At 32.6% G+C, this 13,978-nt stretch carries 12 protein-coding genes, 1 pseudogene and 1 other annotated feature (1 of these 14 cut by a window edge); of the genes and pseudogenes, 12 read left to right on the top strand and 1 reads right to left on the bottom strand.

Going from position 1 to position 13,978, the window contains the following annotated elements:
* Positions 1-22, bottom strand: a binding site (T-box leader); it reaches 179 nt to the left of the window's first position.
* Between the two features lie 96 nt (positions 23-118).
* Genes H1220_07570 through H1220_07560 form a run of 3 tightly spaced genes read left to right on the top strand, consistent with a single transcriptional unit; the run spans position 119 to position 2,245 of the window.
* Positions 119-1,393 (top strand): D-alanyl-D-alanine carboxypeptidase, encoded by a 1,275-nt coding sequence (locus H1220_07570; GenBank protein QMI85541.1) that lies wholly within the window; start codon positions 119-121, stop codon positions 1,391-1,393.
* 59 nt (positions 1,394-1,452) lie between these two features.
* A complete protein-coding gene (locus H1220_07565; protein ID QMI85540.1) occupies positions 1,453-1,884 on the top strand; it encodes a MarR family transcriptional regulator in 432 nt (143 codons plus the stop codon).
* A 1-nt stretch (position 1,885) separates the two neighbouring features.
* A complete protein-coding gene (locus H1220_07560) occupies positions 1,886-2,245 on the top strand; it encodes a DUF1304 domain-containing protein (protein QMI85539.1) in 360 nt (119 codons plus the stop codon).
* A 51-nt stretch (positions 2,246-2,296) separates the two neighbouring features.
* Here H1220_07560 and H1220_07555 read toward each other — a convergent pair whose 3' ends face one another.
* Positions 2,297-3,850: an ABC-F family ATP-binding cassette domain-containing protein gene (locus tag H1220_07555; protein QMI85538.1), complete on the bottom strand. Its 1,554-nt coding sequence runs from the start codon at positions 3,848-3,850 to the stop codon at positions 2,297-2,299.
* A 176-nt stretch (positions 3,851-4,026) separates the two neighbouring features.
* On the opposite strand from H1220_07555, the gene pcrA reads away from it, so the two are divergent.
* The 9 genes and pseudogenes from pcrA (at position 4,027) to gatA (ending at position 13,968) form a co-directional block, all read left to right on the top strand.
* Complete coding sequence (gene pcrA / locus H1220_07550) at positions 4,027-6,222, top strand: DNA helicase PcrA (protein QMI85537.1); 2,196 nt, start codon at positions 4,027-4,029, stop codon at positions 6,220-6,222.
* A gap of 44 nt (positions 6,223-6,266) precedes the next feature.
* Positions 6,267-8,279, top strand: coding sequence for an NAD-dependent DNA ligase LigA (ligA, locus tag H1220_07545; protein QMI85536.1), 2,013 nt, complete (start codon positions 6,267-6,269; stop codon positions 8,277-8,279).
* Positions 8,280-8,282: 3 nt separating this feature from the next.
* The gene (locus tag H1220_07540; GenBank protein ID QMI85535.1) at positions 8,283-9,338 is read left to right on the top strand and encodes a CamS family sex pheromone protein; all 1,056 of its coding nucleotides are present in this window, start codon (positions 8,283-8,285) and stop codon (positions 9,336-9,338) included.
* 158 nt (positions 9,339-9,496) lie between these two features.
* Positions 9,497-9,868, top strand: coding sequence for a GntR family transcriptional regulator (locus H1220_07535; GenBank protein ID QMI85534.1), 372 nt, complete (start codon positions 9,497-9,499; stop codon positions 9,866-9,868).
* Positions 9,861-10,717 (top strand): annotated as a pseudogene (locus tag H1220_07530) (ABC transporter ATP-binding protein). Before H1220_07535 ends, H1220_07530 begins: the two are co-directional and overlap by 8 nt.
* Position 10,718: 1 nt before the next feature.
* The gene (locus H1220_07525; protein ID QMI85533.1) at positions 10,719-11,387 is read left to right on the top strand and encodes a hypothetical protein; all 669 of its coding nucleotides are present in this window, start codon (positions 10,719-10,721) and stop codon (positions 11,385-11,387) included.
* Between the two features lie 12 nt (positions 11,388-11,399).
* The gene (locus H1220_07520) at positions 11,400-12,077 is read left to right on the top strand and encodes a hypothetical protein (GenBank protein ID QMI85532.1); all 678 of its coding nucleotides are present in this window, start codon (positions 11,400-11,402) and stop codon (positions 12,075-12,077) included.
* Positions 12,078-12,217: 140 nt separating this feature from the next.
* Positions 12,218-12,520, top strand: a complete 303-nt coding sequence (gene gatC, locus H1220_07515; GenBank protein ID QMI85531.1) for an Asp-tRNA(Asn)/Glu-tRNA(Gln) amidotransferase subunit GatC — start codon at positions 12,218-12,220, stop codon at positions 12,518-12,520.
* Positions 12,520-13,968 carry an Asp-tRNA(Asn)/Glu-tRNA(Gln) amidotransferase subunit GatA gene (gene gatA / locus H1220_07510; protein QMI85530.1) on the top strand — a complete coding sequence of 483 codons (1,449 nt, stop codon included), beginning with the start codon at positions 12,520-12,522 and terminating at the stop codon, positions 13,966-13,968. Before gatC ends, gatA begins: the two co-directional genes overlap by 1 nt.
* Positions 13,969-13,978: the final 10 nt, after the last annotated feature.

The raw sequence follows: 13,978 nt of genomic DNA, 5'->3' as shown, positions 1-13,978 counted from the left end.
CTATCTTTTTCATCGCTTATAATATTGACACGATTATAACAAAGCGATAAAAGTGTGTCAAGAAAAATTCTTGCTCTACAACTGTATTAAGTATATAATACAGTTGTAGGAGGGTTATATGTCTAGTAAAAAAAGGATATTTTTTAAATTATTTTTAGTATGTACTTGCGTTATTTATATCATTTCTTCGCTTTCAATCACATTGGCACATCAACAGATTTCTTTGGTAGATATTGTTAAACAAGAAGGTCTGACATCGCAACAAGTACCCGTATCTGCACTTGTTGTAGATGCAGATACGGGACAAATTTTGTTTGAAGAAAATTCTGAAAAAATTTGGGAAACAGCGAGTTTAGCTAAATTGATGACCGTTTATTTAGTGTTAGATGCAATGAAGAGTGGACAATTCACAAAAGACACCATTCTTTATGCAACAGAAGAAGATGAAAAAATAAGTCAAATTTATTTATTAAGTAATACAACAATCGTCAAAAATCGAGCATATAGTATTGAAGATTTACTATTCATGTCTTTAATGAGTTCCTCTAATGTTGCTACGATTATGCTAGCAAAAGCTGTCACAAATAATGATATATCATTGTTCATTGATCAAATGAATCAAAAAGCAAAAAAATTAGGTATGGTAAAGACTTCTTTTACAAATCCTACTGGAGCTATTACACACGATTTTCAAGGCTTTATTCATACCCCGCATTACGATGAATCAATGCCTAGTCAATCTACGGCGCAAGATTTAGCACGTTTATGTTTTTCTTTATTGCAAGAGCATGAAGAGATTTTAGAATATACGAAGTATTATGAAGTTATCGTTAATGAGAAAACACCTTATGCAGAGTTGTTAACAAATACAAATGTGTCATTACAACAAGGAGGAACTTTTTTTGAAGGTGTAGACGGCTTAAAAACAGGTTCTAGTCCGGGAGCACAATTAAATTATATTCAAACAGTTAAACGTGGAAACAAACGATTGATTGAAGTCGTATTAGGTGTAGGAAAGTGGGATAATGAAGAAGATAAATATGCACGGCACAAAATAGCAAATGCTCTAGCAAGCCACGTGTATCGTGACTATGAAGAAACAGAATTATTACCAGTAGGAACACACACCATTCACAATACAAAAATAGAATTGGATAAATCGTTTAGTGTATTTGTCAAAAAAGATAGGCTAGGAAATATTTATTTAAAGGAGAATACAGTCGTCTATGATGCTCCGTTAGGATATATTGGTGAACCAATCCGTTTTCCAATGAAACAAGTAGGTTTTGTGCAAGAGATTATCGAGCAACCACTCGATATACTATTTATTTTATTCGTAAGTATTTTAGTACTTATTTTAGTTGTTGTTATAATCATAAAGAAATTCCTTTGATAAATCAATAATTGACAAATCAATTATTGTTTGGTAAACTACATAAAAGAGGTGATGTGATGTCATTAAGAGAAATGAGTCAGTTGTTTTATCAAATTAAATTACTCGATCAAAAAATAACGCAATTATTTGAACACGTAACAGGTTTTAGTTTGACAAGATACGAAATGATTATGGAAATTAGCCAAAATAATGGTTGTTCACAAAATAGACTTCAAGAACATTTACAAATTGATTCAGCCGCCGTTACACGACATTTGAAAGTGTTAGAGGAAAAAGGTTATGTCACTAGAAAAAGAAATCCTGAAAATAACCGAGAAGTTTTAGTGTATTTAACAGATAAAGCAAGAAAAAGCATTGAAAAATGTCATGAGCATCAAACTCTATTACAAAAAGCTATTGATGAAAGTTTTACACAATCTGATCTTCATCAAACAGTAGATTTATTAAGGAAACTTGATGATAGCTTAAATACTATAACGGAGGAATAGCATGTCTATTTTATCAATCATTTTAGTTGTTTTAACGGCCCTAGAATGTTTTTATATTATGTATTTAGAAACGATTGTGACAGATTCTAAAAATACATCTCGTGTATTCAATATTTCACAGGAGGAATTAAAAGGAAGTACAGTTAAGACATTGTTTAAAAATCAAGGTATTTATAACGGATTACTTGGAGTCGTTTTATTATACGCTACTTTATTTTCTGAAAATGCTATTGAAATCAGTGCCATTATTCTTGTGTATATCTTTATATGTGCCCTTTATGGAGGATTTACTTCACAAAAATCCATTATATTAAAGCAAGGCGGACTACCTATACTTGCTTTATTAAGTTTATTCTTTTAAATACATCAAAAGAGATAAATCGATAACAGATTTATCTCTTTTGATATACAATTACCCACGTTTTACGGAGTATTTTGAAAAGTCCCAAATATCTGTGATAAGTCCTTCGTAAAACTCTGGTTCATGACACACCATTAAAATACTTCCTTTATATTCTTTTAATGCTCGTTTTAATTCTTCTTTAGCATCTACATCTAAGTGATTGGTTGGTTCATCTAAAATGAGTACATTACTTTCTTGATTTTGTAGTTTACATAAGCGCACTTTTGCTTGTTCTCCCCCACTTAAAACACGTACTTGACTTTCGATGTGTTTTGTTGTTAAGCCACATTTTGCAAGAGCAGCTCTCACTTCAGCTTGATTTAAATAAGGGAATGTGTCCCATATCTCATTTAGGCATGTTTTAGATAAATCTCCAGACATTTCTTGTTCAAAGTAACCTATCTCTAAAAATTCTCCTTTTTCAACTTTCCCCTCAAGAGTTTGGATAAGCCCTAACAAACTTTTTAACAAAGTTGTTTTCCCGATACCATTTGAACCAATAATTGCAATTTTTTGTCCACGTTCCATTGTTAAGTTTAAAGGCTGTGTTAAAGGTGTATCGTAGCCGATAACAAGATTTTCTGCTTGAAAAATAAAACGTCCAGGAGTTCTAGCGGGTAGGAAATGAAAAGACGGTTTTGGTTTTTCTTGAACTAGTTCGATTTTATCCATTTTATCTAATTTTTTTTGACGCGACATAGCCATGTTACGTGTCGATACGCGTGCTTTATTACGTGCAACAAAATCTTTTAAGTCTGCAATTTCTTTTTGTTGACGATTATAGGCTGCCTCAATTTGTGCTTTTTTCATAGCATATACTTCTTGGAATTTATCATAATCTCCGATATAACGTGTTAAAGACTGGTTGTCCATGTGATAAATTAAATTGATAACACTATTTAAAAATGGAATATCATGAGAAATTAAAATAAACGCATTTTCGTATTCTTGTAAATATCTACGGAGCCATTCAATATGCTCGGCATCTAAATAGTTTGTAGGCTCGTCTAATAATAAAATATCAGGTTTTTCCAAAAGTAATTTTGCCAGCAAAATTTTTGTACGTTGACCACCACTTAGTTCTGTTACATCAGAGTCTAAACCGAATGCACTAATGCCAAGAGCACGAGCAACTTCTTCAACTTTTGCATCAATAATATAAAAATCATGATGCTCTAGTAACTCTTGAAGTTCACCTACTTCTTCCATTAAGCTATCCATGTCAGCATTCTCATTTGCCATTTCCATATAGATGTCGTTTATTCTTGTTTCAATGTCATACAAGTGTTCAAATGCGCTTTGTAGTACTTGACGAATACTCATTCCCTGTTCTAAAACAGTATGCTGGTCTAAATAACCAACACGTACACGCTTTGACCATTCGACTTTTCCTTCATCGGGTTGTAATTTTCCCGTGATAATATTCATAAATGTAGATTTTCCTTCTCCATTCGCACCTATTAGACCAATATGTTCCCCTTTTAATAATCGAAATGATACATCATCAAAAATAGCACGATCCCCAAAACCATGTGTTAAATGTTCAACGTTTAATATACTCATGGATAACTCCTTTTCTTTACTCAATATGCGTATTATATAAAAATGAAAAAACTCTCGCAAGAAAAAATACTAAGAAATCTATTTTTCTATTAGACATCGACGTGTTTACTAGTATTACCCTATGAATTTTGGTATACTTTTTAGAAGAATATAGTCTTATGACAAAGGATAGATAGATGAGTAAATTACTTGAAAAAATGAACGAACGTCAAAAAGAAGCTGTTCAACATACAGAAGGACCATTACTGATTATGGCGGGTGCTGGTAGCGGAAAAACACGTGTTTTAACACATCGTATTGCCTATTTGGTGGAAGAAAAGCATGTCAATCCGTGGAATATTTTAGCCATTACATTCACAAATAAAGCCGCAAAAGAAATGAAAGAGAGATTAGAGTTATTAGTAGGTCATGTGACCCGTGATATGTGGGTATCGACATTTCACTCCATGTGCGTACGTATTTTAAGACGAGAAGCAGAACTGATTGGTTATTCTCGTCAATTTTCTATTGCCGATACAAGTGAACAAAAAACATTGATGAAGCGTGTTATCAAAGAAAGAGGATACGATCCAAAAAAGGTAAATGAAAAAGTATTACTTTCTGTTATTAGTGATGCAAAAAACCAATTATTAACACCCGAAAGTATGAAAGAGGAAGCATCTACGTGGTTTGAGGATGTTATTGCAGACTGTTATCAAGATTATCAAAACTTGCTGATGAAAAATCAGTTGTTTGATTTTGATGACCTAATTATGAAAACTGTGGAATTATTTGAACAATATCCTGATGTATTGAGCTATTATCAACAAAAATTCCACTATATTCATGTTGACGAGTATCAAGATACGAATAAAACACAGTATACATTAGTTAGACAATTAAGCCGTTATTTTAAAAATATTTGTGTCGTTGGGGATGCCGATCAAAGTATTTATGGTTGGCGTGGTGCTGACATGAGCAATATTTTAAATTTTGAAAAAGACTTTCCAAATGCAAAAACAGTTTTACTGGAACAAAATTATCGTTCCACTAAAACCATTTTAAATGCAGCGAATAATGTAATAGATAATAATCAAGAGCGTGTCGCTAAAACATTATGGACACAAAATGATACAGGAGATACGATTACACTTTACAATGCCTTTTCAGAAAAAGATGAAGCGAGTTATGTTGCTCAAAAAATTAAGCAATTACAAACAGAAAAAGTGTATGTATCAAAATATAATGATATAGCTGTATTATATCGTACCAATGCACAATCTCGTTCTCTTGAAGAAGCATTTATGCAATACGCTATACCTTATAAAATTTACGGGGGATTACGATTCTATGATAGATTAGAAATCAAAGATATTTTAGCGTATTTACGTTTGATTGATAATCCAAAAGACGATTTGAGTTTTGAGAGAGTTGTGAATGTACCTAAGCGTAGTGTTGGAAAAACAAGCTTGGAAAAATTAGCTAGTTTTGCAAGAGAACGTAATTATTCTCTTTTTGAAGCAACAGAGCACTTAGAAGAAACTGGTTTAGGAACAAAGGCAAAAAATGGGATTTTATCTTTTGTAGCGCTTATTAAAAAATGCCAAATAGCATTGGAAGAATCGACGATAACACAATTATTAGATATGTTACTAGAAAAATCAGGATATACTGAATGTCTTGAAATGGAAGGGACATTAGAAGCTCAAGCAAGACTAGAAAATATTCAAGAATTTAAGTCTGTTACCAAAACATTTGATGAACAATTACAAACAGAAAATTTAGAAGATATAGAAGAAGTAATTTCTCCATTAACGCGTTTCTTGTCCGATTTTGCTTTGGACGGAACGCTTGAAGAAGATGAAACAAATGAGCATTATGTCACATTGATGACACTACATGCAGCCAAAGGATTAGAATTTCCAGTTGTGTTTATAGTGGGTATGGAAGAAACTATTTTTCCTTCAAGTAGAAGTGTGTTTGAAGAAGATATAGAGGAAGAAAGACGCTTGATGTATGTTGGGATGACTCGGGCAGAGAAAAAATTATTTCTGACACATGCCAGTTCTAGATTGCTATATGGTGATGTTAAACGAAATAGAGCTTCACGCTTTTTAGAAGAGATTAGCGATGTGTATGTTGATGTACCTGAAAATATAACACCACAAACAACGATAACAAAACCATTTAAAGTACCTTTTGTACAAAAGAAAGTTGTGACGCAAGAGAACCGACAATTTAGTGTTGGTGATAAAGTAAAACATACAAAATGGGGTATTGGTAGAGTTGTGCGAATTAGTGGTAAAGATGTAGATACAACAATAGATATTGCATTTGAAAACCAAGGCATTAAGACACTGTTAGCAGCATTTGCACCAGTTGAAAAAATCTAAATTTATCTTTTACTTTGATAATTTTATAAGACGAGGAGTATACAATGGCTAATCAAATAGCAAAAAAACGTATTGAAGAGCTACGGACGGTGATACAAAAACATAATTATCAATATTATGTTTTAGATAATCCAACAATAAGTGACTCTGATTATGATGCTTTATACAAAGAATTAGTGGCGTTAGAAAAAGAGAATCCAGAATTTATAACAGAAGACTCCCCTACACAAAAAGTAGGAGGTGTGATTTTACAAGGTTTTCAAAAAATAGAGCATGATACACCGATGTTAAGCTTGTCAAATGCTTTTAGTAAAGAAGACTTAATACAATTTGACAAACGTATAAAAGATAGTATTCATCAAGAAGTTGCCTACACTTGTGAGTTGAAAATTGATGGTTTAGCTATCTCGTTAAAATATGTTAATGGAAAATTCGTGACGGGAGCAACAAGAGGAGATGGGCGCATTGGCGAAGACATTACGCAAAATTTAAAAACCATTTCATCTATTCCTTTAAAGTTGCAAGAAAATATCACATTAGAGGCACGTGGAGAATGTTTTATGCCTAAAAGTGCATTTGTTTCTTTAAATGAACAACGTGAATTATTAGGAGAGCCAATTTTTGCCAATCCACGCAATGCAGCAGCGGGAAGTCTTAGACAGTTGGACAGTGCCATTACGGCAAAAAGGCAATTAGATGTATTCCTATATGGTGGAGATATTCCTAGTATTGACACACAAGAACAATTGTTACAAGCATTAAAACAAGTTGGTTTAAAAATTAATCCAGAAACAAAAATATATCGTTCGATTGATGATGTTTGGTCATACATAGAAACGATTAGCCAAGAACGACAAAATTTACCGTATGATATTGATGGTATTGTCATTAAAGTCAATGATTTCCAACAACGAGAAGAAATAGGTTATACAGTAAAAGCTCCAAAATGGGCGATTGCCTATAAATTTCCGGCAGAAGAAGTGCAAACAAAAATACTCGATATTCAATGGACTGTCGGCAGAACAGGCGTTGTGACGCCAACAGCCATTATGGAACCTGTTTTTGTTGCAGGTTCAACTGTGCAACGTGCCAGTTTGCATAATGTTGACTTATTGAAAGAAAAAGATATTCGTCTAGGGGATACTGTTATCTTACATAAAGCAGGCGATATTATACCTGAAATTAAAACCGTACTATTAGAAAAAAGACCGAAACAATCAGTGGTATACGATATACCTACACATTGTCCAGAATGTCAAAGTCAACTTGTTCATTTACAAGATGAAGTAGCTTTGCGTTGTATCAATCCACACTGTGCTGCTCAAATTAAAGAAGGTGTTTCCCACTTCGTTTCACGACAAGCCATGGCAATATTAGGTATGGGTACAAAAATCAGTGCAAAAATATTTGATGCACATTTGATTGAAGATGTTGCAGACTTATACTATTTGACACTTGAACAATTATTAGAATTGGATAAAGTACAAGAAAAAACAGCAACTAATTTATTAACGTCTATCGACAATAGTCGTCATCACTCAATGGAAAAATTATTATTTGGATTAGGTATTCGTCATGTTGGTAGTAAACAAGCACAACAATTATCAAGTGCTTTTGGGAGTATACAAGCTTTGCGACAAGCCACCATCGAAGAATTAGTTGCGATTGATGGCATAGGTATGGTTATTGCAGAAAGCGTTGTGACATATTTTAAACTTCCAGAAGTGCATGTATTATTAGAGAAACTAGAAAAAGCACATGTGAATATGACGTATACAGGTATTCAAAAGTCAGATGTTGCACAAAGTGTCCTAACAGATAAAACAGTTGTTTTAACAGGGAAATTAGAACGTTTCACAAGAACACAGGCGTCTGAGTACATTGTTAAATTAGGTGGAAAAGTGACAGGAAGTGTATCTGCTAAAACAGATATTGTCATTGCAGGAGAAGATGCCGGTAGTAAGTTAGAAAAAGCAAAAGCGCTAAATATTTTAGTATGGAGTGAAGATGATTTACATCGTTTAATTGAAGAACATATAGAAAGTATAGGTGGATAATGAGTGAAATTTTATAAAAGAGCACTGCTAATTGCGTTTCTTTTTGTCCTTGTTGGATGTGCTAAAAATAACAGTACACCTCAAACACAAAAAGTCTCCGATGAAGGAAATGTTGTTGTGACAAATAATAGTGATAATGCTAATGACTATAAAATGATATTATTAGACGGGAAATATCCGACATCAAAAACAAGAGGAGCATCATTGACATTATTAACACCAGTCAATATTGCTGAATTTGAAGTAGGATTGACTGACTTATCTAAAATACAATTTCCTGCGAATCAATATTATTTTTTAGAAGGTCAATACCTACCAAATCAAGATATCCAAAAATGGTTACAAGTTCAAAATGGAGAAAATCCAGATGGATTAAATAAATCTAACACACCTAAAGCTATCTCAACTATTTTAGAACAGGATTATATGCTTTTAGTAGATAATGGATATGAGTTAAATGGTGTTAGTATTGGTATTGCCTTAAATCCGCAAGTAAACGATACACTATTATCGGACAATAATTTATTAGAATTAGGAAAAGAAGCAGCAACAAAAATTGTTGAACGTATTAGAACGAAAGAAGGCATGGGAAATATCCCTATCCTTATTGGTTTATTCAAACAATCTATTGATAACGGCGCCTCACGAGGTTCGTACTTATCTTATGCCGTATCTAAATCAGGTGTGTCTTTATCTGAATGGAAACCAGTAAATGTTGAAAAACGTCTATTTCCCTTAGATAATGATAAAACAGATGATGTCAGTGTTTTCTCTACTTTTAAAAAATCTGTTGAAAGCTTCTTCCCTAACTTAAATGGGATTGTAGGGGAAGCAACATTTATTGACGGCACAATGAGTGAATTGAATATAACCGTGACAACACAATTTTATGGACAGTCTGAAATGATTGCTTTAACACAATTTTTAGTTGAAAAAGCAAATGCATATAGCGCAAGTAATCTCAACGTTAAAATCAAAGTCGAATCTGTTCGTGGAACAGAAGCCGTTATTCATAAAAAACAAGGCGAAACAGTATTTCATTCCGTTGTGTTGCACTAATAAATCTTTTACAGTGGTTGACCCAAAAAATCATAATTGGGTCAACCACTGTTTTTCTATTGACATACTATAGTTTCTATTCTACAATTAGTTAAACGGTTAGTTAGTTAAGTGACTAACTAATGAACGGGTGATAAATAAAAAGAAAGGAGTCCAATATGCAAATCAATCCAACGAGTAATATTCCAATTTTTTTGCAAATAGCAGAACAGTTAGAAAATTTAATTTTTACGGGTGTCATAAAAGAAGAACAACAAGTTCCCTCAACTACAGAATTGTCGGTATCTTTGTCTATCAATCCACATACCGTATTAAAAGGCATGAATAAACTTGTTGAAGAAGACATATTGTATAAAAAAAGGGGAATGGGAATGTTTGTAAAAATAGGTGCTCAAGACAAAATTCGTGAAAAAAGAAAAGATATATTTAAAGAAAAATTATTAAAACAGTTTATCGAAGAAGCAAAAAAATTAAACATGACACAAGAAGAAGTTGTTGCAGTCATTAAGGAGGGATTTGCTCATGAATAGTATTCAAGTAAAAAATATAAAAAAACATTTTGGTAAATCTATTGTATTAGAGAATGTCAGTATGACTTTTCAAGAAGATAAAATTTATGCTTTATTAGGTAGAAATGGTGCTGGTAAATCTACACTAATGAAAATTATTACAAATCAATTATTTGCAGATGAGGGAACTGTACTACTCGACAATGAAGTGCTAACAGAAAATGCGAATGTTTTAAAAGATGTTTATATCATGAGTGCTGAGGCAACTTTTCCCAAAGATATGAAAGTCAAAGAAATTTTACATTGGACACAGCAGTTTCATCTTAATTTTGATAAAGAAAAAGCTTTAAAACATGCAGAATTATTTGGACTACCTCTCAAGAAAAAGCTTCTAAACTTTCTACAGGTTACCAAACGATTTTGAAATTAGTCTTAGCTATGAACAATCATGTGCCGTATGTTATTTATGATGAGCCTATTTTAGGATTAGACGCCAATCACCGTGAATTATTTTATAAACTTTTATTACAAGGATATGAAGATAGACCACATACCATTATTATTGCTACACATTTAATTGAAGAAATTGCACATGTGGTAGAGCACGTTGTTATTATTGATAAAGGAAGAGTGCTCCTTGATGAAGATGTCGATACATTATTAGAACGAGGATATAGTATATCTGGAAACACACAAGATGTTCAACAGTATGCAGCTGGTAAAAATGTTTTAGACATTGACACAATAGGAGCATTGAGTGTTGCTTATATATTAGGTACAGTAGAAGATGATTTACCTGAAACACTAACTGTTTCAGCAATTAACTTACAAAAAATATTTGTGAAATTAACAGATAAAGGAGTTGTTTAAGATGGTATATCATGCACCAAGCAAGTTTCTTTTAAAACAAATATTCTATGGAATGAGTGTCATATTTGTTTATTTATTCACATTGTTAATTGTTGCTTTTCCTTTTCCATTAAAATCAGTGAGTACTACTTCTATTACGGTATTACTGATAGCAAGTGCTACAATGATAAAATATTATTCCTTTTTCTTAACAAATCAATTCACTCGAAAACAAATCTACATTAGTTTTTGTACGACATTTTGTATCATGGCTTGTATGATGTATGCACAAAATTTGATTTTTGAACAACTGGCGTTTTCTTTACATAAACTTAGTCCGTATGAAAGTGCTCTTTCTTTTTATAATACTTTTGGTTTTTTGGATAAAGTATTTTATATTGGTTTAGGTATTTTGATGACACAAATTGGTATGCTAATCGGGCTTCTCTATTTAAAATTCAATAAAAAAATAGTTGTGATAATAGCGGTTATACTGTGGTTTACTTTACCGGTTAGTCTCGAAATTCTCATGTATTTTTTTAAAGAATCAATCGTAATTTTAGTCATTCGCTTAACAGGTTTTCAAAATGGAGCCTTTCATGCATTTAATCTTGTCGAAATTGTATTTGGATTGATTGCGTGTTTTATGTTTATAAATGCAGCTATCAATAAAAAAATAGTGATGAAATAAAGGAGAATAAGTATGAAACTACAGCAATTATTCCTCTTTCAGTTCCTTAAACTATTAAAGATAAGTCTAATAATATCGAGTATATTAAGTGCGCTCGCTTTAATTTCTTATTTTTTAGTAGGATACTACTTACAAGATTTCACAATAGATATTGTGAGTATTTTAGGAATAGGTATTTTTTTTATAGGATACAATGTAGCAACTTATTTTGAGTTTTTGTTGAGAAATCAATATACAAGAAAACAACTCTTTTTCTCAACGCTATTAGTGGCAATAGCCATGATTATGACCATGTCTATACTAGTCGTTGTGAGTGGCTTCCTTTTAAAAAACTTAGGTATCCGTATATATGTAGATGGTGCCGTTTATCATCATACGTACATATTTAGCGGTGTTGTCATTTTAGTTTTTGAAGCATTTTTAATTGCCATGGTGTCTATTTTAATGGGAAGTTTATATGTGAAATTCGGTAACTATTTATTTTATACATTGCTTATCATTAGTTTTGGTATAGGTTTTATTGGTTCTGAAGTGAACTATCATGAAGTGTTGTTAAAATGGATGATAATATTATTTGATATACAACACGGTGTGATGAATGCTATTCATATGACTGTGTTTTTAGTCGGTATGAATGCTTTGTTAATAGCTATTTATTATATAATCAATCGAAAACTACTTATCAGATAAAAAATCCTCACAAAGAGAGTAATCTCCTCTCTTTGTGAGGATTTTCTCATATTTTACGATAAATAAAGTATTTTGGTTTCGTGTTTCTAAAATACTTATGGTATACTATATTTTGTATAACTATCGAAAGGAAGAATTTAATGGCGATTACAGAAAAAGATGTGTACCATGTTGCCAAGCTAGCAAAATTGTCTTTTAAAGAGAATGAAATAGTAGGATTTACTGAAAAATTAAGTAATATCATTGACATGGTTGAACAATTAAACGAAGTCGATACAACAGGTGTACCTGTTACAACACATGGGTATCCCGTTGTAAATGTATTTAGAGAAGATATTGCAGAACAAGGAACCGATAGAACAGAGTTGTTTGAAAATGTTCCACATGGTGCAGATGGGTTCATTAAAGTACCTGCAATGATAGAAGGTGGAGGTGACGCATAATGTTTGAAACATTATATGAGATGCATACAGCTCTAGCCAATAAAGAGATCACATCTGTCGAATTGACAGAACGTGCTTTCGATAGAATTGCACAAGTGGACGGAAAAGTTGAGGCATTTTTAGCGTTAAACAAAGAACAAGCCTTAGAGCAAGCAAAACAAAGTGATGAAAAAGGGTATGATAAAGATAACTTTACCTTGCAAGGCTTACCAATTGGTATTAAAGATAATATCGTTACAAAAGGTTTAAAAACAACGGCAGCAAGTCGTATGCTAGAAGATTTTGTACCAATTTATAATGCGACAGTTATGGAAAAATTAAATCATGCGGGTGCTGTGACAATCGGAAAATTAAATATGGATGAATTTGCCATGGGTGGAAGTACAGAAACATCGTACTTTGCCAAAACAAAAAATCCATATGATTTAACTAAAATTCCTGGTGGTTCTTCTGGTGGTTCTGCAGCGGCGGTTGCCTCTTTAGAAGTACCAGCATCTCTAGGGTCTGATACAGGAGGGAGTATCCGTCAACCAGCAGCATTCACGAACTTGATCGGAATGAAACCAACATATGGACGTGTATCTCGCTATGGTTTAATTGCATTTGCATCAAGTTTAGATCAAATTGGTCCAATGACGCATACGGTTAAAGACAATGCACTTGTTTTACAAACGATTAGTGGAGTAGATAAACATGATTCTACATCGTCTGCTTTATCTGTTCCGGATTTTTCTGAAAAATTAACAACAAGTGTTAAAGGATTACGCATTGCTTTACCAACAGAATATTTACAAGAGGGTATTAGCAAAGAAATTCGTGAAAGTATTTTAAAAGCGGCGGATATATATAGACAATTAGGTGCCATTGTAGAAGAAGTGAGTTTACCGCATTCTAAATATGGTATTCCAGCATATTATATTATTGCTTCATCTGAAGCATCATCTAATTTACAACGTTTTGACGGTATTCGCTATGGGTATCGTTCTGAAAATGTATCTAATTTAGAAGATGTTTATGTCAACAGCCGTTCGGAAGGTTTTGGAACAGAAGTAAAACGTCGTATTATGTTAGGAACATTTTCATTAAGTTCTGGTTATTACGATGCTTACTTTAAAAAAGCAGGTCAGATTAGAACATTGATTAAACAAGACTTTGAAGATGTTTTTGAAAAATACGATGTTATCTTAGGACCAACAACAACGACAACAGCCTTTGGTATTGGAGAGCATTTAGATGATCCTATCGCTATGTACATGGCAGATTTATTAACTGTACCAGTAAACTTAGCGGGTGTTCCAGCTTTATCTATGCCAGCAGGTTTTGATAAAAATGGATTACCAATTGGTATGCAGTTAATTGGTCGTTACTATGATGAAGTAACATTGTATCAAGTGGCACAAGCATTTGAAACAGAAACACAATACTATAAACAAAAACCAGTACTATAAGGAGAGTAAA

It is taken from the genome of Carnobacteriaceae bacterium zg-84, assembly GCA_013874835.1.
In the GTDB taxonomy this organism is placed as follows: Bacteria; Bacillota; Bacilli; order Lactobacillales; family Aerococcaceae; genus WM01.
The sequence above is the reverse complement of the archived record's forward strand: the minus strand, read 5'-3'. Positions and strand labels throughout refer to the sequence as shown.

Excerpts from the sequence above, each read along its gene's own strand:
- gatA (QMI85530.1), top strand. The coding sequence starts at position 12,520 with ATGTTTGAAACATTATATGAGATGCATACAGCTCTAGCCAATAAAGAG.
- ligA (QMI85536.1), top strand. The coding sequence starts at position 6,267 with ATGGCTAATCAAATAGCAAAAAAACGTATTGAAGAGCTACGGACGGTG.
- pcrA (QMI85537.1), top strand. The coding sequence starts at position 4,027 with ATGAGTAAATTACTTGAAAAAATGAACGAACGTCAAAAAGAAGCTGTT.
- H1220_07535 (QMI85534.1), top strand. The coding sequence starts at position 9,497 with ATGCAAATCAATCCAACGAGTAATATTCCAATTTTTTTGCAAATAGCA.
- H1220_07525 (QMI85533.1), top strand. The coding sequence starts at position 10,719 with ATGGTATATCATGCACCAAGCAAGTTTCTTTTAAAACAAATATTCTAT.
- H1220_07565 (QMI85540.1), top strand. The coding sequence starts at position 1,453 with ATGTCATTAAGAGAAATGAGTCAGTTGTTTTATCAAATTAAATTACTC.
- H1220_07570 (QMI85541.1), top strand. The coding sequence starts at position 119 with ATGTCTAGTAAAAAAAGGATATTTTTTAAATTATTTTTAGTATGTACT.
- H1220_07560 (QMI85539.1), top strand. The coding sequence starts at position 1,886 with ATGTCTATTTTATCAATCATTTTAGTTGTTTTAACGGCCCTAGAATGT.
- H1220_07555 (QMI85538.1), bottom strand. The coding sequence starts at position 3,850 with ATGAGTATATTAAACGTTGAACATTTAACACATGGTTTTGGGGATCGT.
- gatC (QMI85531.1), top strand. The coding sequence starts at position 12,218 with ATGGCGATTACAGAAAAAGATGTGTACCATGTTGCCAAGCTAGCAAAA.
- H1220_07520 (QMI85532.1), top strand. The coding sequence starts at position 11,400 with ATGAAACTACAGCAATTATTCCTCTTTCAGTTCCTTAAACTATTAAAG.